The organism is Paenibacillus aurantius, assembly GCF_032268605.1.
Lineage (GTDB): Bacteria > Bacillota > Bacilli > Paenibacillales > NBRC-103111 > Paenibacillus_AO > Paenibacillus_AO aurantius.
Genome location: NZ_CP130318.1, coordinates 632,784 through 658,427, shown reverse-complemented (window position 1 = coordinate 658,427; position 25,644 = coordinate 632,784). Strand labels below are relative to the sequence as shown.

The window sequence follows — 25,644 nt, the reverse complement described above, 5'->3', positions numbered from 1 at the left end:
CTCCATAATAAGTATCCGTTAAACGTCCGTCTGGTTCTTCCACCATTCGTAATACCGGTGAACCTCGCGGTCCTGAAAAGGGGTTCCCTGGCGGTCCATCCGCTCCGTCAGGGCCATCAGCCCCTCCTTCACCTTCTCCTCGACGGCCGTGGAATAATGATAATTGATCCGGTGACGCTCGTATTCTTCCTGATCCACCAGATACTTCTCTCCCGAAGGGGTCCGGATAAGATCAAGGTCGTAATCGATATAGGTCAGCACATGGCCGTACACATAAGGCGGGGAAGCGATATTGCAGTAATACCGGATTCCCGCCGATTCAATAAGCGCAACGATATTATACCATTGACCGGGGATAAAAAAAGAAACGCCCGGGTTCTTGCTGTACCATTCGCTCCCGTCCGCTTCCACAATCCGGCTGTGGCAGTTAACCGTTACAATCATCTTCTCATCCGCCAGCCCAGGTCCGAGCAGCTCGTCGGGCACGCGCAGGTTGTTCAGCCACATGCGGTGAAGGCGGCCGTTATGCTTGAAGCTCTTGATTATATAATTAGGGGGAGTCGTCATAGTCGTTCCGGCCTTTCCAATGGTCTTCTGCCCGATCTTGGGTTAAGGATATATTAAAAGAAAAGCATATCCGGCCGGGAATTGCAACGGCGCGGATATGCTTCTATAGGAGGTATGTACGTTTTTATCCGTCAGGAATCAAGCCATGATGCTTAGGCGGCGTTCCGCCATCCGGGCGAAATCCCGCTCGAACCAGCCGGCCGATTCATAAACCGGAAGGATCGGTTCGTTGTGCTCGTCCACCGTGATGAGGATGCGGCTGACCTTGCGCTGTTCGAAGCGCTGTTTAAGCGAATGAATCAACGCTTTGCCGATTCCTTTGCGACGGTGTTCGGCATGGACGGCGATCCGGTAATAGTAGCCTTTGTTGTTGTCGATGGTACCGATAATCACCCCGACCACCTGTTCTTCTTCCACGGCGATGAGAACCAGGTCACTGTCCCAGGACAGCTGTTTGGCAAGAGCATCCTTCGTTTCCTGGTAGCAGACTTCCGACAAAACCTGCTCCAGCAATCCGTTTACCGCAACGTAATCCGACAAGCGAAAAGATCGAACGTTCATGAAGGGCCTCTCCTATGTCATTCTTATTTGGGGAAATTCCTGTTGCCTACCCGCTTGGAAACACGTCTGAAGCCTTGTTCCGGAAGCATGGCTCGTCCCGGAAAAGACGGTCTGTATAGTAATTACGACAAAAAGCGATGATTTCCTGCAAGAATTAACGAAAAAATCATGAAAAGGCAGAAAAAATCTAAAATTCGCTTGAAAACGCTTTAATTTAAGCGTTTTCAATTTCTTTTGGAAGTCCCTTCCCTCCCCGTCTGGCGGATTGGTATAAATCGGTCTTTTTTAAACCATCCTTAGGAAGGTACATTCCCGCAGGAAAGGAGGGATAGCTATGGCGGATTTCCGCCGGCTTGTGGACCTTAGCGAGCTAAAACCCGACGACTGGACGAGCGAGGAGCTCGCTTTCTATCATGAGGTGCTGAGCGACGTGTCTCCCTGGCTCAATGAGCAGGGCAACCATATTCATCACCAAATTGTCGATGAGCTGGTCAGCCGCAAGCAAGGGACTTAGTCAACATACATGTTGATTTATTATAGAAATTAGAGGATAATAGGGGCGTGTCCAAAACCTTACATATTACAGGAGGGATTTACGAAATGGCTCATCAACTACCGGCTCTACCTTACCCTAACAATGCCCTGGAACCGCACATCGACGCTCAAACGATGGAAATCCACCATGACCGTCATCATAACACTTACGTAACGAACCTGAACGCCGCTTTGGAAAGCGCTCCTGAGCTGCAAGACAAAAGCATCGAAGACCTGATCAGCGACCTGAACAGCGTACCGGAAAGCATTCGCACGGCCGTCCGCAACAACGGCGGCGGACATGCGAACCACTCCCTGTTCTGGGAAGTTATCGGACCTAACGGCGGCGGACAGCCTACGGGCGCTATCGCTCAAGCGATCGACAGCGAGCTGGGCGGCTTTGATGCCTTCAAGGAAGCTTTCGCTAAAGCAGCAACCACGCGCTTCGGAAGCGGCTGGGCTTGGCTCACCGTCGACAAGAGCGGCAAGCTGGGCGTATCCAGCACGCCTAACCAGGACAGCCCGCTGATGGAAGGCTTGACTCCTATCCTCGGTCTGGACGTATGGGAGCATGCTTACTACCTGAAATACCAGAACAAGCGCCCGGATTACATCGGTGCTTTCTGGAACGTGGTTAACTGGGATGCCGTTAACCAGCGTTATGAAGCTGCGAAGAAGTAATACGGGGTCATACCCGGTATGACTTGAGAAGACCCGCCTCTTGGAGGCGGGTCTTTTTTCATGGCCAGGTGTTCTTTACGACTTGTTGACAACTTTCGCCCGTCCTTTTTTATATAATGAAGATGTTCGCTTAGAGAGATAAGTACCATTACAAGGAAGAGGAGATTCCAGCCTATGGAAAGGGTAAAGATTCTGATTGTGGAGGACGATCCGGCCATATCGGATCTGATCGCCCTGAATCTTGAGGTGGCGGGATATGACCGGGCTCAGGCTTTCGACAGCCGTACGGCCCTTCTCGCTCTGGAGGAGACGCGGTTCGATCTGGTCCTACTCGATATTCGGATTCCGGGGATAGACGGCCTGGAGCTGGTCCGCCTCATCCGTCCTTCGGGCATTCCCGTCATCTTCCTGACGGCCCGAAACGGACTGATGGACCGCGTGAACGGACTGAAGGCCGGAGCCGACGATTACATCGTCAAGCCGTTCGAAGCCGTGGAACTGCTGGCCCGGATCGAAGCGGTGCTCCGGCGCTCGTCCGGCGGCCGGGAGGAAGCGTACCGGCTGGATGACGTTGAAATCCAGTTGACGGAACGGGTGGTGCTTAAGGCAAACAAGCCCGTGGAGCTGACACCAAAGGAATACGAGCTGCTTCTGCTGCTGATCCGGAACAAGAACCGGGCCCTTACCCGGGAGAAGATCCTGGAGGTAGTCTGGAACTTCGATTACATGGGGGAATCCCGCACCGTGGACATGCACATCCAGAAGCTTCGCAAGAAGCTCGAGTGGACGGATAAAATCAAAACGGTCTACAAATACGGCTACCGGCTGGAGGAGGACGGATGAAGCTCTGGCACAAAATTTTTCTCTGCACCTTCCTGCTATTCGAACTCGCCTTCAATGCCAGCATGGTCTTCCTGATCCAGCGCAGCTTTCGGACAACTCTCGAGAAAGAAGTGGAGCGCGGGTTGAACGAGCAGCTCGTTGTCCAGTCGGTGCTTGCGGCCAACAGCAGCTACACCATGGACAAGTTCGGCTACTCGGAGCAGCAGGCGCGGGAATTTCTTCAATTTCTTTTTCGGGATTATACCCGTTATTTCGATCAGAAAGGGGTCTACCTGGAGCTGCTCGACAACCAGAACAAGACCGTCTACAGCACTTTCCCCTTTTCTTACGATGGCCCCCGGGAGGAGCTTGCCAATCCGCTGCCCGATAAACGGCAGTACATTATCCGGGATATTGGAAATAGCAGTTATCTGTTCGTCACGAGCCTGATCACCGACCGGAAATGGAAACTAACCTATATCCGGGACATCTCCAACGTCTATGCAGACCGGACCTCGCTGTACGGCTTCTATATCCGGCTCAACTTATTCCTGGCCATTCTCCTCGCCGCCGCCCTCTTCGTCTTGACCTGGTTCCTGACCCGTCCAATCCGCGACTTGACCCAATCGGTTCAGGCCATTGCGAAGGGCGGCTATTCGAGCCGTGTCGAGGCCGGCTCCCGGGATGAAATCGGGGTGCTGGCCCAATCCGTGAACACCATGGCCGCCGCGGTGGAGACGACCTTTGAGGAGCTCAATCGGAGCGCCCGGGCCAAGCAGCATTTTATCGAATGCCTGACACACGAGCTGAAGACTCCCCTAACCTCGATCATCGGGTATGCCGAGTTCCTCCGCACGACGAAGCACAGCCCCGATCATTCCCGGCGGGCGGTCGACTATATTTACAAGGAAGGGAAGCGTCTGGAGTCGCTCTCCTTCCGGCTGATGGACCTGATCCTGCTAGACAACCGGAGCCTGCCGCTCGACCGGCATGACCTCTCTCTTCTGTGTCGGGAAGCGGAGGAAACGTTCCGTCCCCTGCTCCTCGGGAACAACCTGGAGCTCGAGGTAACGGCGGAACCGGCGGTGGCGGCCATCGATCAAGATTTGATGAAGGTCGTGCTCACCAATCTGCTCGATAACGCTGTAAAGGCCTCCGAGCCCGGCGGCCGGATTTACCTGAGCTGCGGGCCCGCGGAATCGGGCGGCTGTGAGGTGGAAGTCCGGGATGAAGGCCAAGGCATTGCGGCGAAGGACCTCCCCCGGGTATTCGAGCCGTTCTATACCGCCGAGGAGACCCGGACCTCTCCGCAGTCCGGAGCAGGGCTCGGGCTGTCGATCTGCGCCCGGATCGTTAAGCTGCATCACGGAGCTATCCATATCCAAAGCGAGGAAGGGCACGGGACGGCCGTCCGCGTGGTGCTGCCTTGATGCTTTTTACAACCTGTTGACAAGTTGGCGGTCATTCCTCCATATCCGCCCTTTAGGATGGAAGAACAGGAAGGAGATGCGCACTCTTTTCTGAATCCCGCCAAGACAAAGGAGCCATCCCATGAAATCCATTCTCGCTTCCAAAAAGAAAGCCGCCTTGACGGCCGCCGCCTCCCTGCTCGTTCTTACCGGTCTCAGTGTATCCGCCTATGCTGCAAGCGGCATGAAAGCCATCCCGAAGAACCAGCTGATGACCGAAACCGGTTCGGCCTACTCCGCTGCTGTTACCTCCCCTGCCGGCCTTTCAGCCGGAGCGAGCTCTGACCCCGCTTCCCTGGATGGAGCCGTGACGGAAGCAAGGGCGGTCGAGATTGCCTCGAACGCGTTGTCTGCCATGATCGGCGTCGACCTGTCGGGGACCCGTCTCAAGCATGAGGCGGTTTACGTGGATCCCGCCGAGGCCCGGGAGACTAACTACTACAAGAGCCCCGTATGGCAGATCAACTGGATGTCAGCGGATCCCGCCGTCGAAAAAAGCAGCAGCGCCTTCGAATCGCACTCCGTGACCGTGAATGCCGAAACGGGAGAAATCATAGCCATCCGAAGCGATGGGACGAAAGCTCCCTCCACCTCCATCCGGACCATTACGGAGGAACAAGGAATAGCCAGGGTCCGGGAGTTTATCGAGAAGAACGGCCTCGCGAAAGGAACGTCGATTGAGGAGATCCGTCTGTCCGGCTTCTTCGGCAAAGCCCTTCTGGCGAAGGTTCAGCTGGAGAACGGAAAGCAGGCTTCCGTCGTGATCAGCAGGCTCACGGAAGACATCATCGGCTACGAAGGCGACGTGAAGAAGTCCGTTTACGAGGAGCAGACGCTCCCCGATGACCCGAACGGCGCTCCGTCCGCTCAAATCAAACAACCTTAACGGCAAAGAGGGAATGCGCTTTAAGCAGATTGGGGTTAGGTTGAGCCTACCTTTTAGGCCCGGAAAGTGCTTCGAGAAAGAGGGCCGCCCCCGGCAGGACCGACAGGCGGTCGAACCAAATTTGTCGAGCCCACCCCCGGTCTGGTCAGGGCTTCCTCGGGAAAAAGGGGACGTTTTCTCAAGCCGATTGGGGATTGGTTGACCCTCCCTCCGGCTTAGGTAGAGGCTTCCTCGAGAAAAAGGACCTCATCTACCACGTTTATCGTGGCGATGAGGTCCTTTCGTGCTTGCAACGGGGATATTCTTTTTTCAGGTGAATCGTTGCGAAACTCGGGTAGGGCAGCGGACGAGGATGAGTTACTTGGCTTTCTTCTCTTCCCGGATGTGCGGCTTACGCTCCACGAGTTTTTTTAAAGCCGGAGTCAGCTCTTCCTTCAGCTTCCCGATCAGCTGCTCCTCGGACATGCCTTTGGCTTTGGCGATGTCGGCAAGGGATTTGCCGGCCTTCAGGTCCTTGGTCAAGTCCGCCTTCGAAATCCCGAGTGCTTTAGCCAGCTGCTCGTGACTCAAGAACGTCCCCCGTTTGCCATGATGCTTCCGCGGAGGCTCGGGAAGGCCTTTATGCTCGACGGCCTGCCGGATGCGTTCCCCTCTCTTCTGCTTCAGCTCAGCCGCCTTCTCGGCCGTCAGCCTTCCGGCTTGAACGGCTTCATCAATGCGGGCATCGGCTTTGGCGATGAAATGGGCGATCAGCGTCTCTTTGCTGATGCCCTTGGCCTCAGCCAAATCGACTAGGCTCTTGCCGCTCGCGAGTCCCGCCTTGACCTCCTCCGGCTTCATGCCGAGAATCTCCCCGGCGTTCTGGAAGAGGTAATGGCCGGGCACCTTTTTCTCGCCGCGGTTAGCCTTGTCCGGCTCTGCCGCCTTGCTCATCGGTTCAGCCGGGTTGGCCGATACGGAGGACGGCTCGGTTTTCTCAGCGGCCACTGCGGACAGGACTCCCCCGCCGAGCAGGAGGGACAGGGCGATGCTTCCGGCCACCAGGTTATGCTTGGTCCATTGCTTCATGGGTAATCATCTCCTTTCTATACAGTTTGGCCCTTCTTCTCCCCCTTCATGCCCGTTTGTGGAATCGGACAAGGGCTTTGCCGGGAGCACGGGTTAGGAAAAGGTTGCCCTCCAAGCTTAAAGCAAGCTTAAGAAATCCTTAGGATAGGATAAAAATAACAGCGGGAAGCGGGGCAACGGGCCAGAGTAACTGAGGGACTGAGAAACAAAAGGACAAGCGACCGGGACATAGAAGCAAAAGACAAAGTGACAGAGATACAGTGAGGCAACAAGGCAATCCAATGCTATTCTGGCAGCAAAGGCAATGCTTTATCGACGCGCATGGATCCATGGCGGACGACGGAGAGCCAATAAAGGAACTCTGGTTCGCTATCGGTCCCTTTTGGAAAGCCGTCTGGATCTTTGCGGAACTCTGTTCCGCTATTACGCATGAGAAGGGGGCCCAAAGCCCTCTTCTAGGCCAAATAGCGAATCCGAGTTCCTCTATGGATCGCCCCTGCGCCAAAAAATAGCTGATAAGGTGCGTAGAGTTCCTCTATCGGAGCCTCACGACGCTTGATCTGCGCCCCCAGGCGTGGTGCAGGCCGGCCATGTAGAGACGAGGCGGCCGCTCAACGGGCGGGTCGATCCCAAGGCCGAGCGAGCGGGCCTAAGCGAGCGCCGCCAGGCGTCGTGCAGGCCAGCCATGTAGAGACGAGGCGGCCGCTCAACGGGCGGGTCGATCCCAAGGCCGAGCGAGCGGGCCTAAGCGAGCGCCGCCAGGCGTCGTGCAGGCCAGCCATGTAGAGATGAGGCGGCCAGCCCAACGGGTGGGTCGACCCCAAGGCCGAGTGGGCGGGCCTAAGCCCGCGCCTCCCGGCCGGCGGCCGCCTCGGCCTCCCCTTGGATGATGCGCAGGAAGAGATTGGGGAACGCGTAGCTCCCCATCTCGTCCCGCCCCATCCAGCGGTAGGCCGGCGGCAGCGCCTCCGGCTCGCCGGGCTCGTGCGCCAGGCGGCCGCGGTACACCCGCATGTCCCAGCGCAGGTGGCTGAACGTATGCTCCGCATCCGTCAGCCACTCGCCAGGGACCACGCGGAGGCCGTCCTCCGCCGCCAGGCGCTCCCGCAGGGCGCGCTTGTCCGCCTCGCGGGACGCTTCCTCCCGTCCTCCCTCGGAGAGGGGGACGTGAGGAAGCTCCCAGAGGCGGGCGAGCAGCCCGTCCTGCGGGCGCTGGCGCACGAGGAGCCGGCCGGCGGCATCGGTGATGAAGGCCGCCGCCCGCGACTCGGGACGCGGAGGCTTGGCCTTCGTCTTCACCGGCAGCTCGTCCGTGCGGCCCTCGAGCCGGGCCCCGCAGCGCTCCATGACGGGGCATACCAGGCAGTGCGGGGAGCGGGGCGTGCAGACGGTCGCCCCGAGCTCCATGAGCGCCTGGTTGAAGTCCCCCGCGGAACCGGCCGGAATGAGGGCCCGGGCCAGCTTCTCGATTTTCCCCCTCGTGGAGGGCTTCGCGATGTCATCCTCGAGCAGGAAGAAGCGGGACAGCACCCTCATGACGTTGCCGTCCACCGCCGGCTCCGGCTTGTTGTAGGCAATGCTCAGGATGGCCCCCGCTGTATAGGGACCCACTCCCTTCAGGGAAGAGATGGCCTCGGGCGTATCCGGCACCTTTCCTTCGTAGGACTCTTTTACCTCTTGGGCGGCTGCCTGAAGGTTACGGGCCCTCGAGTAATACCCGAGTCCCTCCCACGCCTTCAGCACGTCCTCCTCCGGAGCATCGGCCAAAGCGTCGATCGTCGGGAATTTCTCCATGAACCGGTTGAAATACGGGATAACCGTCTCCACCCGCGTTTGCTGCAGCATGATTTCGGAAACCCAGATATGATAGGGGTTGCGGCTTCTTCTCCAGGGCAGGTCGCGGTTTCCTCTCTGGTACCAGGCCGTGAGCTCCCGTGTATAGTAAGCCTTGTTCTCGTTGTCGTTCATGCGGTCTCCTTCTCTATCCCGATAAGAATCGTTATAATAAGGGTAACGGACCCGCGGGACGGGAAGACCCCGGCAGGTCCGGATTAGGAATGCCATAAGATGCCAACACTAAACGGCAGGAGGCTCTTCGTATGCTGACTCCCGGGGAACTGGCCGCCCGCTTGAACCGGCTTGTCCTGTCCATCCTGCTGACCGGGCACCGCAAATGCGGACCGGATTGGCAGCAGCCCCCCCACACCATCCGCCATCATTCCTTCTGGCTGATCGTTAAAGGCAAAGGGGATTTCCGGATCAACGGGACGCACTATCCGGCGGAGCCGGGCAAGATCTTTTTCTTCGCTCCCGGCATGACGGTCGAACGGGCATCCGATCCGGAGCATCCCCTTGAGTATTATTTCCTCCGGTTTTATTATACGGAAATGTATGAAGAGAAGGAACAATGGATTTCCCGCAGCGCCGCCGAATCGCCGTTCCCGCTTCAGGGGATGTATACGCTGCACAATCCTCCCCCGCTCATTAATTTAATGGAGCAGATGACCGTGCTGTGGAAACGGCGGGGGCACCTGACGGCCATGCGCCGCCGGATGATCCTGCAGGAGATCTGGTACGACCTCATCCAGGATTTCCGAGCCCAGAAAATCGCCGGAGATACCACGGCGGCCATCGAGTTTACCCAGGATTACATGAGCACCCATTACCGGGAGCCGCTCACGCTCGAAGGGCTTGCCCAAATGGCCGGCCTCAGCGTCAGCCACTATTCCCGCCTGTTCCGCAAGTACATAGGCTACAGCCCGATTGATTACCTGACCCACCTTCGGGTGGACCGCGCCAAGGAGATGCTGGTCCTCTCCGATTACCGGCTGAAGGCAATTGCCGGCAGCGTCGGGTATTCCGATGAATTCTATTTCAGCCGGATTTTCAAGAAGATTGAGGGGATGTCGCCCCGCGACTATGCCAAACGGCACCGGACCACGCCGACCGGCTACGGCAAGGATCCGGACTAAAGCTTGCTTGTGCCTTATCCATTCCGCTTCCCTGTTGATTGGCGTGTCCCTACGAAGGCTCTCTTGCCAACGGAGTGCCGGATAAGGCTCTAAACCAAACGAGGTGATTCTGTTGTCCCTGCCCTCCTCCCCAACTGCAGCCGTGCGGGAACAGCTACAATCCGCTTCGGACTATCTTCTCTTGTTCTACCTGTGGGGGGCCGAATGGATGCTGTCCGCCCTGCTGGAGCTCTCTCCCTACTGGAGCGCTCCGGCCTGGCTTCGGTTCGTTCCTCCAACGGCCGCCCTTGCGGCCAGTTTATTCGTCATTTGGCGGGGTGCCGGACGAAAGCGGCCGAAACCGGCCCCATTCTCCGAGCCTCTTCCGGCCCATCGGGGCTGGTGGATCCTCCCCCTTCTCCTGCTCTTCGGAGGGATGCTTCTGATGCTGCGGGTCCGGACCGGGGATGTATACAGCGCCGAGCTGCTGCGGAGCTTGGCCTTGGCCGTCCTATACAGCCTTCTTGGCGGATGGACCGGCTGGCCGCTCACGGCGCTCGGGATTTGGCTCTTCGCCCTCTGCCTCGTGATCGGGCTCGGCTATCTCGGCTTCGCCCCTATCGTCCTCGGGTTGTTGGGGGGGCTTAGCCTGCTGGCCTCCGGCTGGATGCTGCGGAGATGGTCCCGTCCCTCCCGCTGACCATCCACCGGAACGTCCACTAGGGGAAGAAAGACAAAGAGTGCTACTTCCCTTTCACCCCGTCTCCCCCTGTAACCGTCCGTCCGCCGGGAGGCGGGTCTATCATACGAGAAGGTTCTTCCGCGTTTCCTAAGCTCCCTGTTTGCGCATGGTTCCGTTAATCCTAGACTCCCTATAGGCATACGTTGCTTTACTCGCCAACCATATGGCCAAGAAAGCGCGCCAAAAAGCCTCCGCCTGCCTCTTACTCTGAGGACAGGCCGGAGGCTTTCTTCGCGTTCCCCTTTCTACGCCGGACCAGCCATACGGCCAGGTACAGGAGGGGGAGGCTCCCCATCAGGAGAGAGAACGTGGAAAAGGCGTGCTCCATGTAATTCTCCACCTCAGTGAAATTGCGTCCGAGGTGAAACGACAAGACGACGGCGAACGCCGTAAGCGAGAAAGAGAGAGGCCGGTGATCCTTCAGCTTGACCAGCTGGGAAAAGATCAGGGTGGCAGCGTACACAAGAAGGGACAGCTTGATGAACAAGCTGAAGATCCAGATGGAGGTAAGCAGCGGGTCCAGATTTTCGAGGAAATCGGCTACCCGGATGAAACGTACCGCCTCCAGGACGGGATAAGTCATGTTGCCGGCAAGCTTCGTATCGAACAGCATGAGTGTTGGAATCAGGTTCGACAGCACCGCCACCAGGCTGCTAAGCGTCGCCCAGAACATCGTTCTTCCCGTCCGCCGGCCGTTCGCAAGCTGGGGATAAAGGAGCAGGATGAGGAATAGCTCCGCATAGTTACCTGCCGACAAATAAGCCCCTCCCCACAACTGAGCCGGATCAAAGTGGTTAAGCAGCGCATGGGCGCGGAACGTCGGAATGCCTTTGCCGAGGAGACTCGTTCCCACCAATCCCGAGAGCAGCACAAACCAGAAGAACAGCTGGCTGAACCGGAAAATGGACTCAAGCCCGGTTCTCACCCCGATGGCGACGCATACCCCGAAGACAGCGGTTAACGCCCAATCCGGCGTTTCCGGCAGATAGGTTTGGATGAGGAAGTCGGTAAACAGGCGGAAAATTTGGCCCGCCGTGTTAAGCAGAAAGAAGATCATAACCGCGCATAAAGGGTAATGCAGCCATTTCCCCACAATCTCTCCGCCAAACCGCACAAACGATTCCTCCGGCCTCGTCCGCGCCAGGAGCAGGGCTCCTCCCCCCAGAAACAGGCCCATAAAAGCCCCAAGGACAAGGGCAAGCGCCGATTCATAGCCCGCCTTGCGAATCAGCGGACTGATCAGAAATCCCGCCATGGTGGTATACAGAAACAGCGTAAACATCATAAAAAGCTGGAGCTGGGTTATCCTCTGCACCGCCCTCACCTCTCCACAACGGTTTTCGGAACCAGGACATTCTGCAAAGGCCCGAACAGCCGAAGCAGCAGCGTTCCGGCACCTGGCGACTCCCGGGTGTAGTACACGAGCAGGGAATAGAGGAAAGCGGACGTGAGACAGCCGAAGACGAGATAATAGGTTCTTCTTTTGCGGGCATGGCGCTTCAAGTACCTCCATTCGTACAGGTACAAAAGCGCGAATGCTATCATTCCTTTTAGCATAGATTACCCCACATCCTTAGGTTCCGATTTCAGGGAGCGTTTCGTTTCCCCCGGTCTCTTGATCCGGCTTTCCACTTGAATGTCCAGGCGGACCTTGGTCCGGTAGGTTTCATGCCAGTTCCCTTTTACGGCGTTCCACGTCTTCGGCTCGTACACCTTCATGTATTCGGCAAACCGGAAAATATCCGAGTTAAGCCGCCGGGATTTCTCAAACGCCCGCATAATGCGCGTCTTGACTTCTTCGGACATCCGGGTCTGCAAACGCTCAATGTTGGCGGGCTCCATGACGGGGATGTCCGAATCCGAAGACATCAATTCATCTTGAACATAAATATGCACCTGGAAGACAATCCCGTCTTTCTCGATACGTGGACGCACCCGGGTCTTGCTGTTAAGCACGACTACGCTGATTGGCTTCTCGTCCGTCGGGGAGGGGAAGGTAATAACGGCGTTGTTGACCTTGTCGGCCATCCACTGCACCCCTCTTGCTTCCTTCGTGGATAAGGTCCCGATCATACGGTTGTTATGAAAAACCGCCGCCCCATCGGTGCCTGCCCATAAGCCCGGTTTGTTCTTCTCGCTGACCAACCTCTTCATTTCCGTTTTGAGAATGCCGACCACCATATCGCCTCCATTGTAATAGCCGATGGAGAAGTCCCGGAAGGTGGTATCCATCGTGATGCGGCGGTTCCCGAACTCCCTCATCACTTCGGACGGAAAGCGTTCGAAAACAGGGGGCATCTTCGCCAGCTGTTTCGTATCGCCTTCCACCATGAACATGTAGGTTTTGAACTGAAACCCGGGGAGCCGGCTGAGAAATTCAAGCAGGGGGACGATTCCCTCCTTCGCATAGGCATCGGACATGACCACCACCCGGGTCAAGCCCCAGACCAGATCTCTTGACAGGTCGGCTTGAATAAGGCGCACCGCTTCCGCCAGGTTGGGGGCTTCCTTGCTTACAGTCGCATACGGATTGCCGCCCTGGCTGGACCCGACCTGACCCGGCACAAGACGGGACGGCAGGGGCATGCCCAGCGTGAGCCGGACCTTGCCCCCTTGTCCCTTGTCCACAAAAATAGAGGAAACGAAAGCCCGGTCGTTGATTTCCACCCGGGACCAGCAGCCGGTCAGAAGCACCAACGGAACCAGAATGGCCAGAATGGCGGCGCAAAGGCGTGCGGGCTTCATCAATCTCCCTCCTCCTCCGGGATAACCGGCCGCTTGTGGTAAACCATCCGGTTGGACGGATTGTTCTTGTAGAAGTCGGGACGTTTCTTCATGAACCATACGGGAGCCCGCAGTACAAAGTCCTTTAACCATCCGTCCCCAATGGGGGCCAAGGGATACATGTAAGGCGTTCCCAGGCTTCTCAAGGAAACCAGGTGAAGCACGATCAGAATTACGCTGACCGAAATCCCGAACAGCCCGAAGCTGCCTGCGGCAAACATAACCGGGAACCGGAGAAACCGGAAGGCCAGACCCAGATCCACATGCGGAATCACGAAGGAGGCGATCCCCGACATGGAGACGATGATGACCATGGGGGCCGACACGATTCCCGCCTGAACGGCCGCCTGCCCGATGACGATAGCACCGAGAATGGAGACCGTCTGCCCGATGGGCTTCGGGGTCCGGATCCCCGCTTCCCTCAGCACTTCAAAGGTAATTTCCATAATCAACGCCTCGATGAGGGCGGGGAAAGGCACCGTCTCCCGGGCCCCCGCTACCGTCATCAGCAGGTTGGAGGGCAGCAGCTCCGGATGAAAGGTCGTCACCGCAATGTAAATGGAAGGCAAGAGCAGGGAAATGACGACGAAGAAATATCGGATCCATCGGATCCAGGTGCCCGTTAGCCAGCGCTGGTAATAATCTTCGCTGAACAGAAGCAGCATCGGCAGGGTAACCGGCGCCATCAGCTGGATGGGCGAGCCGTCGCACATGATGAGAACCCGGCCTTCCAGCAGGCCGGCCGCCGCGGTATCCGGCCGTTCCGTATACTGAATTTGGGGAAACGGTGAGAAAGGATTGTCCTCCAGGTATTCCTCCAGGTAGCTGCCCTCCAGCACACCGTCCATCTCGATCCGGGAGAGCCTTAGCTTGACCTCGTCCAAAAGAGCCGGCTTGCAGAGCCCTTCAATATAAGCGATGACCACCTTGGTTTGGGTATAGGTGCCGATCAGCTGCTCCTCTGTTTTGAAATCCGGACTCTTCACCTTCCGGCGGATCAGCGTAAGATTCGTGGCGATGTCCTCGACGAAGGCTTCCCTCGGACCACGGATGACGACCTCGTTGGAGGGCTCGCTGATGGACCTTTTGTTGAAGTTGGTCAGCGGCAGGCAGGCCCAGCCCTTCTCCCCATTGGCGGCAAGCAGGATTTGGCCGTCGAGCAGCTTGTTCAGCCCCTCTTCCCCGTCAACATGTTGGGCTCCCGTAACGGGAACCCGGCTACGGCGGAACAGACGGTCCATCACCGGCAGCCCGGAATCCACCTCGTCCGCGGCCATCAAGGGCTGCACCACCTGCTGCAGGAACAAGGTCTGGTCCGACATGTTCATGATGTAGACGGCCATGCAGCGCCTTCCGTCGGCCGTGAGGAACGGATAATATTGAACATCGGAGCATTTGTCCAGCCGCTTGCGAAGCCAGGCCACTTTCTCCTCCAGGCGGTCGTCCTTCGGCTCCTGGAGAATTCGTTCCGGATTCTGGTCGGAAGGGGGGATCCGGGAATCGGCCCCCTTTCCGCCCGGCCGTGTATTATTCCCCGGATGGCCGGAAGGCTGGCGAAGAATGCCGAACAGAAGCCTTTTCCAACGTATCATGCGATCCCCTCCCTTGCCGTAAACTTCCTAGACATCGTTACTTTGTGCAGGCCCTTTGATTTTTAACCAAGGCGGGTTCCCTATTCGGGAAGAAAGGGGATATTTTTACAGATTCAGCGTCCTCGGAGGGGGGGTAAAGAGGAAGAAAGGGCTTCCTGCTGCCCAATGGCTGACTCCAGAAGAGAGGAGCGGATTATCCCATGGATTACGGACTGATCGCGGTTAAGCTGGTAACCGGATTCGCCGGCTTGTGGCTTATAACGAGAATCTTAGGAAAGAAAGAGATCTCCCAGCTGACGCCCTTTGATTTTGTTTCTTCGCTGATGCTGAGTGAATTGGTGGGCAACACGGTTTATGATAAGGATGCCAATTACCGGAAGCTGCTTTTTGCCCTGGCGTTATGGATGGTTCTGTCCTATCTGTTCGAGGTGCTCACGCAAAAATTCCGGGGCTTGCGGCGTCCTCTGGACGGCTCGCCTTCCCTGGTCATTCATAATGGAGAGGTCAATCTTAAGGAAATGAAGAAAAACAAGCTGGACTTCGACCAGCTGAGGATGATGTTAAGGCAGAAGGATATTTTCGCCATAGAGGAAGTGGCGTTCGCCATGCTGGAAACGAACGGGCAGCTCAGTGTGCTGAAGAAGCCGGACTTTGAGGCGGTTACGGTACAGGACCTTAAGCTGGAGCCGGAAGAGAAGGCCCATCTTCCGCGGGGGCTGGTGGAGTTCGGAGAAATTCAGTTGGAGGAACTGAGGAAAATCGGACGTGACGAAGGCTGGCTCCGGCAGAAGCTGCGGGAATGCGGCTTCGGTGATGTCCGGCAGGTGGCCTATGCCGAATGGCGGCCGGGACAGGGGCTGCATGTGCTGAGGAAGTAGCTTTGGGGAATGCCGTATATGGTGAGGGGGAAGTCATTGGTGCGCCTCTTGCCGAACCGCGTGAAACCTGTCATCCTGTAGAAAAGTGACGAAAGAAGGACCGCTTCATGCACATAACGCGAATTCTTGGGACGGCTGTGCTTGGCATAGCCGTCCTTGTGCCGGTTCTTACCGGCTGCCAGGCATCCGGCCGTTCGGGTCAGGTCTCTCCCCACCCGTCCGCTGCCGCCTCCGATCCTCTGGAGTCGGGGAACGCCCGCCACCCGGAGGCGGTCGCCTTGTTCAAGGCCAACTGCACGGGCTGCCACGGAGCCGACCTTCAGGGCCGAATGGGGCCCTCCTCCAGCCTGGTGAAGGCAGGCGCCCGCCGAAGCGCGGAGCAGATTGCGAAGCAGATCGCTAACGGAGGGGGCGGCATGCTCCCGTTCCAGGACAAGCTTACGGAGGCCGAGATCCGCTCCCTGGCGGAATGGCTTTCGGAGCTTCGGTGAACGAAAAGGGCGTCGATTTGGTTCATTCCCCGGGTACGGCAGGCTGCCCGTATGAGCCGCAAGGCAGAGGAAGCTCCCGAAAGATGAGATGAAAGACCGTCTCCTCCGCATCGGAGCTGTAGCTGATCTCCCCGTTGTTCTTCTTCATCATCTGCCGGCTTACGGCCAGACCGAAGCCCGTCTCCCTGTCCTTTACCGTCTCGAACGGCTCGAAAAGTCCCTCCCGCAGCTCAGAGGAGATCTCGGGTCCGTTGTTCGCAATCGAAATCCGGTAACGGCCGCCCTCCTGCCTGGCGGATACGGCAATCCGCTTGCCGCCTTCCTTGCGGGCAAGGGCATCCATGCTGTTGGTGAAGATGTGGGAGATCACCAGCCGGATCGCCGTCTTCTGAATAAACAAGAACCGGTCCTCCATGGCCGTTACGGTAAGCTGGATATGCTCGTCCGCCATCCGGGAGGCGGTGTAAGCGAGAACCGATTCCAGCAGGGCTTTCGAAGAAATACGGGTGAAGGCTTCTTCTATGATTTCCTTCTCGGAGAAGCTCAGAAAGCCCGTCACCTGCATATGAATCTGGGAAAGCTCCTCTTCCATAATGTCGAGATAGCCGGGCAGGCGGCCGTAAGACTCCGCCGCCAGCTGCTCCCTCATCATTTTGGTAAAGCCGAACAGTGCCGTAAGCGGATTACGGATTTCGTGAGCCATCCCGGCGGCCAGCTTGCCCACCGCATTCCTCCTCGCCTCATGAAGCTCGGTGATCGCCCGGTCCTTGTCGTCCAGCAGATCCTGCGTCATCCGGGTGTAATACCGGAAAATATGGGATTCGAACGTGTCCACCCGGTTGATGATCTGCCTAAGCAGACCAAGCGGAAACGTCTGCCCTTCGGGCTCCTCTTCGAGCAGCTTCAGAAGGGAATCTCTCCACAGCTGGTTGCTGTAAAGTATGTGCTCGCTTGGAATGCTCCTCGCATATAACGATTCACATAACGAAGGAACCAGGCGAAAGTGCTCATGCCGCTCGAGCGGAATGGCCAGATCGAGCATAAAATCAAAAAACACCTCGGCCCCTTGGTTACCGGTTATTCGGTCATAGCTTTCCGGATATAATTCGGTCAGTTTCTTCAGCCATCGGGTGATGACGACCCCTTTGCGGCCTCGAAGCCAGTTCAAATACTCCCTTTCGCTCATTTTCCTCAACCTTTGCCCATGAATTGGATGGGAAACGGGACTGGCTCTACCCGCCTATCCTATTTTCTTTTATTCTACTGGAAGGGATAAGCTGTTTCCTATACCTTAGGACCTAATCCCCCCTTTCTTTTTATTAAATTTGTGTCGAAAGTCCTTGGCATAAGGGTTTTCAGAATGGAAAGGGGGCCATAAGAGATCCAAATAGAAACCACAAAAGGATAAAATAACCATAAATAGAACAAAGTTCCGGAGACGGCAAGGCCCCTCCGGAACTTTGTTCTTCCTTATTCTATGCCGCTCTCCCCCGCGGACTGCTCCGCCACGGCAAAGGCCGCCGCCGTCGTCCCGGTGTGCGTGATGCTCAGGTGCAGCCGTAGGCCGGGCCCCAGGCCAAGCCGCTCCCGGGCGGCCGGCGACAGGGTGCACTGCGGCCGGCCCGAAGCGTCGGGCAGCACCTCGACGTCGCGCCACGCCACTTGCCGGCCGATGCCGCAGCCGAGCGCCTTGACGACGGCCTCCTTCGCGGCAAACCGGCCCGCGGCAAATTCAGCCAGCCGCCCGCGGCGCTCCTCCGCCAGCGCCAGTTCGGCGTCCGTGAGCACGCGCTCGAGGAAGCGGCGGCCCGACGGCTGGCCGAGGAGCCCGGCAATCCGGGCGATGTCCGTCAAATCCGTGCCGACTCCAACAATCATGCGGTTCCTACCTTTTCCTTTCCCCCGTTTACTTCCGGTACAGGTCCAGGAAGCAGGATAGCCCACCGGTCGTCTCATCCACCCCGATGCTCCGCACCGAAGTAAGCGGGATGAAATGAAGGGTACCGGAAGAGGAATCCCGGTAGGTCAGTACCTTCGGCTCAGGATCGAAGGCGAGGATCGTCCCGTTCAGCTCGCTTTCCCCCGCGCCGATCGTGACGTTAACCTGATTCGTAATTAACGACTCCAACAGCTCGGAGAACGTAATGGTTTGCTCCATATAAGGTTATCCTCCTTAAATACCGGGAATGTCGTTGCGTTTATGCGAGGTCCGCTTGTAGATGCTTTCGAGCTTCTCCTTGACGGCCGGATCGATCTCCTTGCCCTCCAGGTAGCTGCTGTTGTCCTCATAGGTAATGCCAAGCTCGCCCTCATCCGTCTGGTCCGCCCAAAGGCCCGCCGACGGAGCCTTGTCCAGAATGCTCTTCGGAACCCCCAGCTTCGCCGCCAGCTGGCGCACTTGACGTTTGTTCAAGGTGCTAAGCGGGGTCAGGTCGACCGCGCCGTCTCCCCATTTCGTGAAGAAGCCCGTGACCGCCTCCGAGGCATGGTCCGTTCCCACGACGAGCAGGTTCAGCTCAAAGGCCAGCGCATACTGCATCACCATCCGCGTACGCGCCATGACGTTGCCCTTGCCGCCCTTGCTGAGGTGCTGGGACCGCCCGATGCTCTTCAAACCGTGCTCGGCTTCCAGGGCGATTTCGTTCACCGCCTCTTCAATGTTCGTCTCGATTTTGTATTTCAGCTGGAAGGCTTCCGCCGTCGCGTAGCTGTCCGAAATGTCCTTCTGCTTCCCGTACGGCTGGAAGACCCCGAGCGTTATGTACTCCTTGCCCTTCTCCTCGGTCAGCTCGTCCGTCGCTTGCTTGCACAGGCCGGCCGCTACCGCACTGTCGATCCCGCCGCTGATCGCAATCAGGAGGCCGTTCACCCCTGCGTTGACCATATACGATTTCAGAAAGTCGACCCGCTTGCGGATCTCCTCCTCCACGTCAATCTGAGGCTTGACGCCAAGCGTCGCAATAATTTCCTCCTGCAGGCTCATTCCACTCATCCTCTCTTTGGATTGGTTTCCCTTCCCTTTATTATACCAAAAATCTTAAAGTGAAGCGCCTGTACGCTCCCCTCCCCGCCTGCGGGACCCGGATAGAAAGGTCGGAAGCGCTCTTCCCCGTTCGCTAGATTTTCAAGTTCGTGTTTGGTAAGCTATATAAAAATTCAGACTATTCGAACAAAGGGGAATCCGTCCATGATCGATATCCACTGCCACATTCTTCCCGGCCTTGACGACGGGGCCGCCGACATGCAGGAGGCCGTCGCCATGGCCCGTCTTGCTTACGAGGACGGAATCCGGCACATTGTCGCGACGCCCCATTTCACGAGCGCCTATCCGAATGGGCGTGCGGTCGTGGAGTCCGGAGTTCGAGCCCTTCAGGCGGAGCTCGACCGGGAGGGTCTTGCCGTGACGATTCATCCGGGCAATGAAGTCCGGCTCGAGGACGCCGCCCGCTTCCGCCGCGAGGCCGAAAGCGGCGCCTTCTGCTTTCTCGACCGGCAGGAGTCGTTCGTCCTGCTGGAGCAGCCCTGGAGCGGGTACAACCCGGAGACCGCCGGTGTGGTCGCCTGGCTGCGGGAGCGGGGGGTGACGCCGGTGATTCCTCACCCGGAGAGACACTACTTCTTCCGCGACAACCTCCCGCTGCTGGAATCACTTATAGCGACCGGCGCGTGGACGCAGGTGTCCGTCGACAGCCTGCTCGGCCGCAACAACGCGGAGGCCCGGCAGACCGCGGAGACGCTCATCCGCCGGGATCTGGCCCATACGCTCGCCACCGACGCCCATAACGTCAACCGGAAGCCGAACCTGTCCCACGGCTTCCGGATTGCGGCGGAGCTCTCGGGAGCCGAGCGGGCGGAACAGATTCACCGGCGGATGGAGCAGATCATCCCGGCGGACCGGGATGGCAGCCGGCCGGCCGGAACGGAAGCGGGCTAGGCGGGCCCGAAAGCCCGACTCCCAGCAGGCGAATAAGCAGCGCTTCGCACAGAAGCGCTGCTTATTCGTTGAGGCAGGCCACCGCTTCCCGGATATAGGCATAGAGCTCCTTATCCATTCCGAAGACCAGAGCGGCATCGGGCGCTTCGCGGTAGTAGGACTCGACCGACCGGAGAAACTTCTTATCTCCCAGTCCGTGGGAATCGATTACGGCTTTCCATTCCTTCGCCGCGGCGGCAACCTCCGGGTCATGGGGCGTCCTTCCGGATTCTCGGTACCGGCGGAAAAGGCCGACAAGATCCTGCTCCTCCTCCCTCCCGGGTTCCTGCCGGACAGGCCCCGCGGTCTTTAGCCGGGTCTTCATCTCCTCTGCCTGCTCCGGAAGAAAATGGGGGCTTCTCATCATTCTGGACAGCTGAATGGCCATCATCACGGCATCGCTTGAAACAGGCCGTTTGATGCCTTGGGCTTCAACGGTTTCTGCGATATCCCGCAGCCTGTCCCGTACCTCGGTCATGCCGGCAATCCGCTCTTCCAGACGTTGAATCTGCAGCTTGACTATCTCGGTCCATGGGAGCTCGGTTTGGCTCGTCATGTCCTTTATCTCCTCCAGGCTGAATCCCAGCTCCTTCAAGGAAAGGGCCTGATGGAGCCGGATAAGATCCTCCCCGGTATAGAGACGATGCCCGGAGTCCGTATGAGCGGCAGGGGAGAGCAAGCCGATTCGGTCATAATGATGCAGGGTCCGGATCGTCAAGCCTGTTCGTTTGGCCACTTCTCCGACTTTCCACGTCCGGTTCTCCATCTTTTCTTGTTCCTCCTTCCGGCTTATAGCTCTTGAACCTGACGTTACGTCAGGACTTATCCTTTTCCTAATGCCCGCCGCGAATTATACCGGTCAAGGCATGAAAGGAAGGGTACCTATGGAAGCATTACTTATCAAAACACTGGTCGGCGACAAACAAGCTCGTGTGCTGTATATGGACGGAACCCGGCTGCTTCAGGCACTCGGCCGGCTGCAGCCGGCCGAGCGCCTCCTTCGAAGCGCCGCCGCCGAAGCCGCGTCCCTCGCCGGACTTCTGACCGGCACCCTCAAAGAAGGGCAGCGTGTCACGATGAAGATCCGGATGAGCGATTCCCGGCGGCGGATTCAAGCGGATGCCGATGCAGAAGGAACGGTCCGGTGTTTCCTCAGCGGGGAATGGGCGCAGACGGGCCCGAAGGACACCCCCTCTACAATGAAGGAGATGATCGGCCCTAGAGGCCGTATTCAAGTGATCCGCGATCTTGGCCTGTCCTCCGTCTGCACCGGAATAACCGACATGCCCCACGGCCATCTCGCGGACGACTTGGCCCATTATTTTCGCCAGAGCGAGCAAATCCCAACGTGGTTCATGGTCCATACCCTCTTCGGAGAGGATAACGATATCCGGTGCGGTTTCGCCGTAATGGCCCAGCTGCTTCCCGGGGCTCCGGACGGTCTTCTATCCGAAATCGCCGGCCGCATCACCGGTTACCAGGACGCATGGAAAGGGCCGATGACGGTGGATGCCCTTGCCGGGCTGCCCCGGCTGCTGTTCCCGGATACCGTGCCTCTCGGCCGTCAATCCGTCAGGCTGTTCTGCGGATGCTCCAAGGAAGCCCTCTTCCCCATGCTTTATAGCTTAGACAAGAAAGAGGTCGTCGCGGCCTGCGCGGCAAACCAAGCCATGGAGGCGGTTTGCCACCGGTGCGGGGCCCGCTATTGCTACGAGCCCGACGAGCTTGCGCGCCTTAGGTAAAAGGCGGTTCCTCTAGACGAAGAAGATAGAAAAACAGCCGGGCAAGTCTCCTGCCCGGCTGTTACTATGTGAGGAAACGCGGATTCGTTTCCGAAGGAATTTTACTTCGCGCAAAATTCCTGGAATGCGCCTTTCAGGTCGTTCGCGATCATTTCAGCCGAACGGTCCTCGATCTGATGCCGCTGGATGAAGTGAACGAGCTCCCCATCCTTGAACAGAGCGATCGAAGGGGAGGAAGGCGGATAACCGCTAATGTATTCCCGTGCCTTGGCGGTCGCTTCCTTGTCCTGGCCGGCGAACACGGTGAACAGATGATCCGGCTTGATCTCTCCTTCGAGTGCGCGGGCTACACCCGGGCGGCATTGGCCGGCGGCACAGCCGCAGACGGAATTGACAACGAGCAGCGCCGTTCCCTTGGCGTTCTCGAGGTTCTCGACTACTTCCTCGGGAGTGCGGAGTTCCTTCACCCCGATGCGGGTCAGGTCGTCGCGCATGGGCTGGACCATATCCTTCATATAAGATTCAAACGACATTGACATGTCAATTCACTCCTTCTTAACCGGCCGAAAAGGTCGGCTTCTCCCCTATATTATACATCGGGGAGAAAGGTTTGCAAAGGATTAAGGGCGTTCGCGCCCGCGGTCCCCCGCCCCGGCATCGGCTCCCGCTTCCCTTTCCCCGGACGCATTCGGGCTCCCGTCCATCCCGGTGCTTCGCTCCTCGTGGCCTTCGTCACCAGCCTGGCCGAGAGCGTAGTCGTACGCGGTGTCGATGGTCGGATGCATGGTGATGCCCCCTCTCGGCGGGATGCCGCGTTCGAAGTAATCCCGGTTCTCGGCGGTATGAAAGCCGATATCCTTGAAGGGATGAACCCACTCGTCTCCCGCCATGACCGACGGATCCGTTCCCGCGGTCCAGTTCTCGAGGGGGGAGTTCTCCGAACGGTAGTCGTGATCCCCGATGGTCACCCCGTATTCATTAACGAAAGGCTCCTCCGGGCCCCGGCCCTTGCGGAATTCGGGCAGGAATTCGATCTCGAACGGATCCAGGTCCTTGTCGCTCATGGCCGGGTCCTCACTCGGAAGGACGGTTCGGGCCGTCCAGACGCTTGTCCACTTTTTCACCCGGGGCGCTCTGTTTAGCGTTCTGGTGCTCCTGCTTCTGCTGCTCCTTGGAATCATTGGAACGGTTCGCCATCTTGCTTCCTCCTTAGATAGATTCTGCCTTAGTATGGCTGGGAAGGGCATTTTTAACCAAAATTTAAACGGGAGGATTCCCGCCTTTTAACCGGGGCCCCTTAAGCTGGAGGAGGGTAGGAATCCTGCGGCATTGCCAGGTTCCCGAAATACCCTCTATAATGGGTGATGCCTTGTGAAACCTAATCTCTTTGCTTTCGTTTATATCTATAGGAAGGCTTGTTGACCAGCAGTGGTAATCAGCAAGCCCGGATATCCATTTTTGTACGCCGGAGGTAACTATGATTGAACTGAATCACGTCACGAAGAGCTACAACGGAACCGTTAAAGCGGTGGACGACCTGCAGCTGACCGTCCGCCAAGGGGAAATCTTCGGATTCCTCGGCCCGAACGGCGCCGGCAAAACCACCACGATCAAAATGATCACCGGCATCATCCGCCCCGACGGCGGGACGATCACCATTAACGGCCGGAACATTTCCACCGACACCCTGGAGGCCAAGAAGCAGTTCGGGTATGTGCCGGACAGCCCGGATCTTTTTCTCCGCCTGAAAGGCCTGGAATACCTTACTTTCATGGCGGACATGTACGATGTGCCGAAGGAAGTCCGCAAGGAACGGATCGAATCGCTTGCGGAACGGTTCGACATGACTACCGCGCTCGGAGACTCCATCCAGAGCTATTCCCACGGGATGCGGCAGAAGATCGTGCTCATGGGCGTGCTCGTTCACCGGCCGGAGGTCTGGATCCTTGACGAGCCCTTGACCGGACTGGATCCGAAATCCTCCTTCACCTTGAAAGAGATGATGCGCGAGCATACGGACAGCGGCAAGACCGTCTTCTTCTCCACGCACGTGCTGGAGGTGGCTGAGAGGCTGTGCGACCGGGTGGCCATCATCGTCAAGGGCAGGATCCGGTTCTGCGGCACGTTCAAGGAGCTTCAGGAGCACTTCCAGGCCAATGAATCGCTCGAGAAAATATTCCTGGAGATGACGCTATGAGCCGCTCCCTGGTGCTGGCCCGGATTCTGCTCAAGAACGGCAGCGGGATGGCCGCGTTTAAGAAGAAGTCCGCGGTGAAGACCTGGCTGCTCGCCATTCTTCTGCTCGTGGCCTGTCTTCCCATCGGATTCGCGGTCATTCTCTTTCTCTCGCAAATCTATGATGCGTTCGCGCCTCTCGGCCAGGAGGGGATCCTGCTTGGCATGGGGCTTGCCGCGAGCTGCGCGGTCATTTTCGTCTTCGGCATTTTCTATGTGATCAACGTTTACTACTTCTCACAGGACGTGGAGCATTTGCTGCCCCTCCCCTTAAAGCCGTATCAGATTCTGGCGGCCAAGTTCGGGGTTACCCTGGCGTATGAGTACCTGACTGTCTTCGTCGTGCTGGCGCCTGTGCTCGGTACGTATGGGGTCAAAAGCGGGGCGGGCCCCCTCTATTATCTCTACGGGGTGCTTGTCTTCCTGGCGCTTCCCGTCATCCCGCTCATCATCGCCTCCTTCTTCTCCATGGTGATCATGCGGTTCACGAACATCGGGAAGCGGAAGGACCTGTTCCGGATGATAGGAGGAGTGGCGGCTGTCTTCTCCGGCATTGCTTTTAATGTCATTTTCCAGTCCTTCTCCCGCCAGATGAACGACCAGGCGAAGCTGGAATCCCTGCTTCAGCAAGGGAACAACTCGCTCTTGAACACCTTCACCGGCATCTTTCCGAGCTCCCGGTTTGCGGCAGGGGCCCTCGTCGACCCCGCGTCTCTCAGCGGGCTGGCCAATCTCGGACTTTTCCTCGGGGCCACGGCTCTCTTGTTCCTGCTGTTCCTGCTGCTCGGAGAATGGCTGTACTTCCGCGGCGTCATGGGTCTCTCGGAGTCCTCCTCGACCCGCAAGCAGGTTACCGGGGAGCGGTTGGACCGGATGACGGCAAGCTCCTCCGCGCTGAAGGCTCTGACCTTCAAGGAGCTCCGGGTGCTGTTCCGCACGCCGGCCTTCTTCATTAACTGCGTGCTGATGAATTTCCTGTTTCCGATCATCTTTCTGATCCCGCTTCTGACCCAGCCCGATCTGATAGGCAAGGTCCGAAACTCCGGGCGCTATCTGGAGAACGGCAGCACGGCCGCCCTTGTTCTGGCCGTCGGCTTCACCTTCCTTCTCTTTACCGCGGCGAGCAGCGCGTCGTCGACAACGTCGTTCTCCCGGGAGGGGCAGGGCTTCTACATTCTGAAGCACCTCCCGGTCTCCTACGGCAAAATGATTGCCGCCAAGGTCATTACCTCCCTGCTTCTGTCGGCGGTCGGTCTTGTGCTCCTGCTCGGGACGCTGTTCGTCCTCGTCAAGCCTCCGGTCGGGTTCGCCCTTGCCCTTACGGCTGCCGCCGCGGCCGGGATGCTTCTCGTCACCTTAACGGGCATGCTGTTCGATCTGAGGTCTCCCAAGCTCAACTGGGACAACGAGCAGAAAGCGGTCAAGCAGAACGTCCATATTTTCTTCAACGTCCTGGTTGCCGTCGCCACGGGCGGCGTGTGTATCGTCTCGGCCGCTTTCCTCCGGCCGCCCCTTGCCGTCTACGCCTTGGCGCTGATCGTGCTGCTGCTTGGCGCCAACTTCCTGCTCTACCAGGCGATTAAGAAGGCGGGACCGGCCTGGCTGGAGCGGGTCGAGTAGCGGCGGCCGGTTCGCTGGCAGCGGCTGGCGGAGAGTTAAAAACCGCCA

Annotated in this window: 29 protein-coding genes; 13 read left to right on the top strand and 16 right to left on the bottom strand. The window is 58.0% G+C overall.

All coding sequences use genetic code 11. The annotated features are described in order from the left end of the window. Nucleotides 1–18: 18 nt before the first annotated feature. Nucleotides 19–567 (bottom strand): DUF402 domain-containing protein, encoded by a 549-nt coding sequence (locus MJA45_RS03315; RefSeq protein WP_315605882.1) that lies wholly within the window; start codon nucleotides 565–567, stop codon nucleotides 19–21. Nucleotides 568–705: 138 nt separating this feature from the next. Then, on the bottom strand, nucleotides 706–1,128 hold the full coding sequence (locus MJA45_RS03310) for a GNAT family N-acetyltransferase (RefSeq protein WP_315605881.1): 423 nt from the start codon (nucleotides 1,126–1,128) through the stop codon (nucleotides 706–708). 334 nt (nucleotides 1,129–1,462) lie between these two features. Here MJA45_RS03310 and MJA45_RS03305 point away from each other — a divergent pair, with 334 nt between their 5' ends. The 5 genes from MJA45_RS03305 to MJA45_RS03285 all read left to right on the top strand — a co-directional run bounded on the left by MJA45_RS03305 (nucleotide 1,463) and on the right by MJA45_RS03285 (nucleotide 5,520). Further along, entirely contained in the window at nucleotides 1,463–1,642 is a 180-nt protein-coding gene (locus MJA45_RS03305; RefSeq protein WP_315605880.1) for a hypothetical protein, read from the top strand. 86 nt (nucleotides 1,643–1,728) lie between these two features. After that, nucleotides 1,729–2,343 (top strand): superoxide dismutase, encoded by a 615-nt coding sequence (locus MJA45_RS03300; protein ID WP_315605879.1) that lies wholly within the window; start codon nucleotides 1,729–1,731, stop codon nucleotides 2,341–2,343. Nucleotides 2,344–2,517: 174 nt separating this feature from the next. After that, nucleotides 2,518–3,186 (top strand): response regulator transcription factor, encoded by a 669-nt coding sequence (locus MJA45_RS03295; RefSeq protein ID WP_315605878.1) that lies wholly within the window; start codon nucleotides 2,518–2,520, stop codon nucleotides 3,184–3,186. Then, a complete protein-coding gene (locus MJA45_RS03290) occupies nucleotides 3,183–4,595 on the top strand; it encodes a sensor histidine kinase (protein ID WP_315605877.1) in 1,413 nt (470 codons plus the stop codon). Before MJA45_RS03295 ends, MJA45_RS03290 begins: the two co-directional genes overlap by 4 nt. A 121-nt stretch (nucleotides 4,596–4,716) precedes the next feature. Then, a complete protein-coding gene (locus MJA45_RS03285; protein ID WP_315605876.1) occupies nucleotides 4,717–5,520 on the top strand; it encodes a hypothetical protein in 804 nt (267 codons plus the stop codon). Between the two features lie 357 nt (nucleotides 5,521–5,877). Here MJA45_RS03285 and MJA45_RS03280 read toward each other — a convergent pair whose 3' ends face one another. Further along, a complete protein-coding gene (locus tag MJA45_RS03280) occupies nucleotides 5,878–6,588 on the bottom strand; it encodes a hypothetical protein (RefSeq protein WP_315605875.1) in 711 nt (236 codons plus the stop codon). 840 nt (nucleotides 6,589–7,428) lie between these two features. Next, nucleotides 7,429–8,556, bottom strand: coding sequence for an A/G-specific adenine glycosylase (gene mutY, locus MJA45_RS03275; protein WP_315605874.1), 1,128 nt, complete (start codon nucleotides 8,554–8,556; stop codon nucleotides 7,429–7,431). A 131-nt stretch (nucleotides 8,557–8,687) separates the two neighbouring features. On the opposite strand from mutY, the gene MJA45_RS03270 reads away from it, so the two are divergent. Next, nucleotides 8,688–9,560, top strand: coding sequence for an AraC family transcriptional regulator (locus tag MJA45_RS03270; RefSeq protein WP_315605873.1), 873 nt, complete (start codon nucleotides 8,688–8,690; stop codon nucleotides 9,558–9,560). A gap of 142 nt (nucleotides 9,561–9,702) precedes the next feature. Further along, nucleotides 9,703–10,239, top strand: a complete 537-nt coding sequence (locus MJA45_RS03265; protein WP_315605872.1) for a hypothetical protein — start codon at nucleotides 9,703–9,705, stop codon at nucleotides 10,237–10,239. 244 nt (nucleotides 10,240–10,483) lie between these two features. Here MJA45_RS03265 and MJA45_RS03260 read toward each other — a convergent pair whose 3' ends face one another. Genes MJA45_RS03260 through MJA45_RS03245 form a run of 4 tightly spaced genes read right to left on the bottom strand, consistent with a single transcriptional unit; the run spans nucleotide 10,484 to nucleotide 14,657 of the window. Beyond that, nucleotides 10,484–11,596, bottom strand: a complete 1,113-nt coding sequence (locus tag MJA45_RS03260) for a GerAB/ArcD/ProY family transporter (protein WP_407083101.1) — start codon at nucleotides 11,594–11,596, stop codon at nucleotides 10,484–10,486. 5 nt (nucleotides 11,597–11,601) lie between these two features. Next, nucleotides 11,602–11,838, bottom strand: a complete 237-nt coding sequence (locus tag MJA45_RS03255) for a hypothetical protein (protein WP_315605870.1) — start codon at nucleotides 11,836–11,838, stop codon at nucleotides 11,602–11,604. Nucleotides 11,839–11,841: 3 nt separating this feature from the next. After that, nucleotides 11,842–13,026 (bottom strand): Ger(x)C family spore germination protein, encoded by a 1,185-nt coding sequence (locus MJA45_RS03250; protein ID WP_315605869.1) that lies wholly within the window; start codon nucleotides 13,024–13,026, stop codon nucleotides 11,842–11,844. Continuing rightward, the gene (locus MJA45_RS03245; protein ID WP_315605868.1) at nucleotides 13,026–14,657 is read right to left on the bottom strand and encodes a spore germination protein; all 1,632 of its coding nucleotides are present in this window, start codon (nucleotides 14,655–14,657) and stop codon (nucleotides 13,026–13,028) included. Before MJA45_RS03245 ends, MJA45_RS03250 begins: the two co-directional genes overlap by 1 nt. Nucleotides 14,658–14,857: 200 nt before the next feature. Here MJA45_RS03245 and MJA45_RS03240 point away from each other — a divergent pair, with 200 nt between their 5' ends. Then, nucleotides 14,858–15,535, top strand: a complete 678-nt coding sequence (locus MJA45_RS03240; protein WP_315605867.1) for a DUF421 domain-containing protein — start codon at nucleotides 14,858–14,860, stop codon at nucleotides 15,533–15,535. Between the two features lie 107 nt (nucleotides 15,536–15,642). Beyond that, on the top strand, nucleotides 15,643–16,026 hold the full coding sequence (locus MJA45_RS03235) for a c-type cytochrome (protein ID WP_315605866.1): 384 nt from the start codon (nucleotides 15,643–15,645) through the stop codon (nucleotides 16,024–16,026). Nucleotides 16,027–16,048: 22 nt separating this feature from the next. On the opposite strand, the gene MJA45_RS03230 is transcribed toward MJA45_RS03235, so the two are convergent. The 4 genes from MJA45_RS03230 to nadE all read right to left on the bottom strand — a co-directional run bounded on the left by MJA45_RS03230 (nucleotide 16,049) and on the right by nadE (nucleotide 19,009). Next, nucleotides 16,049–17,212 (bottom strand): sensor histidine kinase, encoded by a 1,164-nt coding sequence (locus MJA45_RS03230; RefSeq protein ID WP_315605865.1) that lies wholly within the window; start codon nucleotides 17,210–17,212, stop codon nucleotides 16,049–16,051. A 284-nt stretch (nucleotides 17,213–17,496) separates the two neighbouring features. After that, entirely contained in the window at nucleotides 17,497–17,904 is a 408-nt protein-coding gene (gene acpS / locus MJA45_RS03225) for a holo-ACP synthase (protein WP_315605864.1), read from the bottom strand. Between the two features lie 28 nt (nucleotides 17,905–17,932). After that, the gene (locus MJA45_RS03220) at nucleotides 17,933–18,184 is read right to left on the bottom strand and encodes a hypothetical protein (protein WP_315605863.1); all 252 of its coding nucleotides are present in this window, start codon (nucleotides 18,182–18,184) and stop codon (nucleotides 17,933–17,935) included. 15 nt (nucleotides 18,185–18,199) lie between these two features. Further along, entirely contained in the window at nucleotides 18,200–19,009 is an 810-nt protein-coding gene (gene nadE / locus MJA45_RS03215) for an ammonia-dependent NAD(+) synthetase (RefSeq protein WP_315607924.1), read from the bottom strand. 204 nt (nucleotides 19,010–19,213) lie between these two features. Here nadE and MJA45_RS03210 point away from each other — a divergent pair, with 204 nt between their 5' ends. Next, complete coding sequence (locus MJA45_RS03210) at nucleotides 19,214–19,960, top strand: tyrosine-protein phosphatase (protein WP_315605862.1); 747 nt, start codon at nucleotides 19,214–19,216, stop codon at nucleotides 19,958–19,960. Between the two features lie 61 nt (nucleotides 19,961–20,021). On the opposite strand, the gene MJA45_RS03205 is transcribed toward MJA45_RS03210, so the two are convergent. Beyond that, nucleotides 20,022–20,765, bottom strand: a complete 744-nt coding sequence (locus MJA45_RS03205; protein WP_315605861.1) for a MerR family transcriptional regulator — start codon at nucleotides 20,763–20,765, stop codon at nucleotides 20,022–20,024. A gap of 118 nt (nucleotides 20,766–20,883) precedes the next feature. Here MJA45_RS03205 and MJA45_RS03200 point away from each other — a divergent pair, with 118 nt between their 5' ends. After that, on the top strand, nucleotides 20,884–21,741 hold the full coding sequence (locus MJA45_RS03200) for an Hsp33 family molecular chaperone HslO (RefSeq protein WP_315605860.1): 858 nt from the start codon (nucleotides 20,884–20,886) through the stop codon (nucleotides 21,739–21,741). 101 nt (nucleotides 21,742–21,842) lie between these two features. On the opposite strand, the gene MJA45_RS03195 is transcribed toward MJA45_RS03200, so the two are convergent. From MJA45_RS03195 to MJA45_RS03185, 3 genes are all read right to left on the bottom strand, one after another. After that, entirely contained in the window at nucleotides 21,843–22,280 is a 438-nt protein-coding gene (locus tag MJA45_RS03195) for a BrxA/BrxB family bacilliredoxin (RefSeq protein ID WP_315605859.1), read from the bottom strand. A gap of 81 nt (nucleotides 22,281–22,361) precedes the next feature. Continuing rightward, nucleotides 22,362–22,805 (bottom strand): DUF3905 domain-containing protein, encoded by a 444-nt coding sequence (locus MJA45_RS03190; RefSeq protein WP_315605858.1) that lies wholly within the window; start codon nucleotides 22,803–22,805, stop codon nucleotides 22,362–22,364. 10 nt (nucleotides 22,806–22,815) lie between these two features. Next, on the bottom strand, nucleotides 22,816–22,938 hold the full coding sequence (locus tag MJA45_RS03185) for a hypothetical protein (RefSeq protein ID WP_315605857.1): 123 nt from the start codon (nucleotides 22,936–22,938) through the stop codon (nucleotides 22,816–22,818). A 280-nt stretch (nucleotides 22,939–23,218) separates the two neighbouring features. Between MJA45_RS03185 and MJA45_RS03180 the strand changes: the two genes are divergently transcribed. Both MJA45_RS03180 and MJA45_RS03175 read left to right on the top strand, forming a co-directional pair. Further along, complete coding sequence (locus tag MJA45_RS03180; RefSeq protein ID WP_315605856.1) at nucleotides 23,219–23,938, top strand: ABC transporter ATP-binding protein; 720 nt, start codon at nucleotides 23,219–23,221, stop codon at nucleotides 23,936–23,938. Continuing rightward, nucleotides 23,935–25,596: a putative ABC transporter permease subunit gene (locus MJA45_RS03175; protein ID WP_315605855.1), complete on the top strand. Its 1,662-nt coding sequence runs from the start codon at nucleotides 23,935–23,937 to the stop codon at nucleotides 25,594–25,596. Before MJA45_RS03180 ends, MJA45_RS03175 begins: the two co-directional genes overlap by 4 nt. Nucleotides 25,597–25,644: the final 48 nt, after the last annotated feature.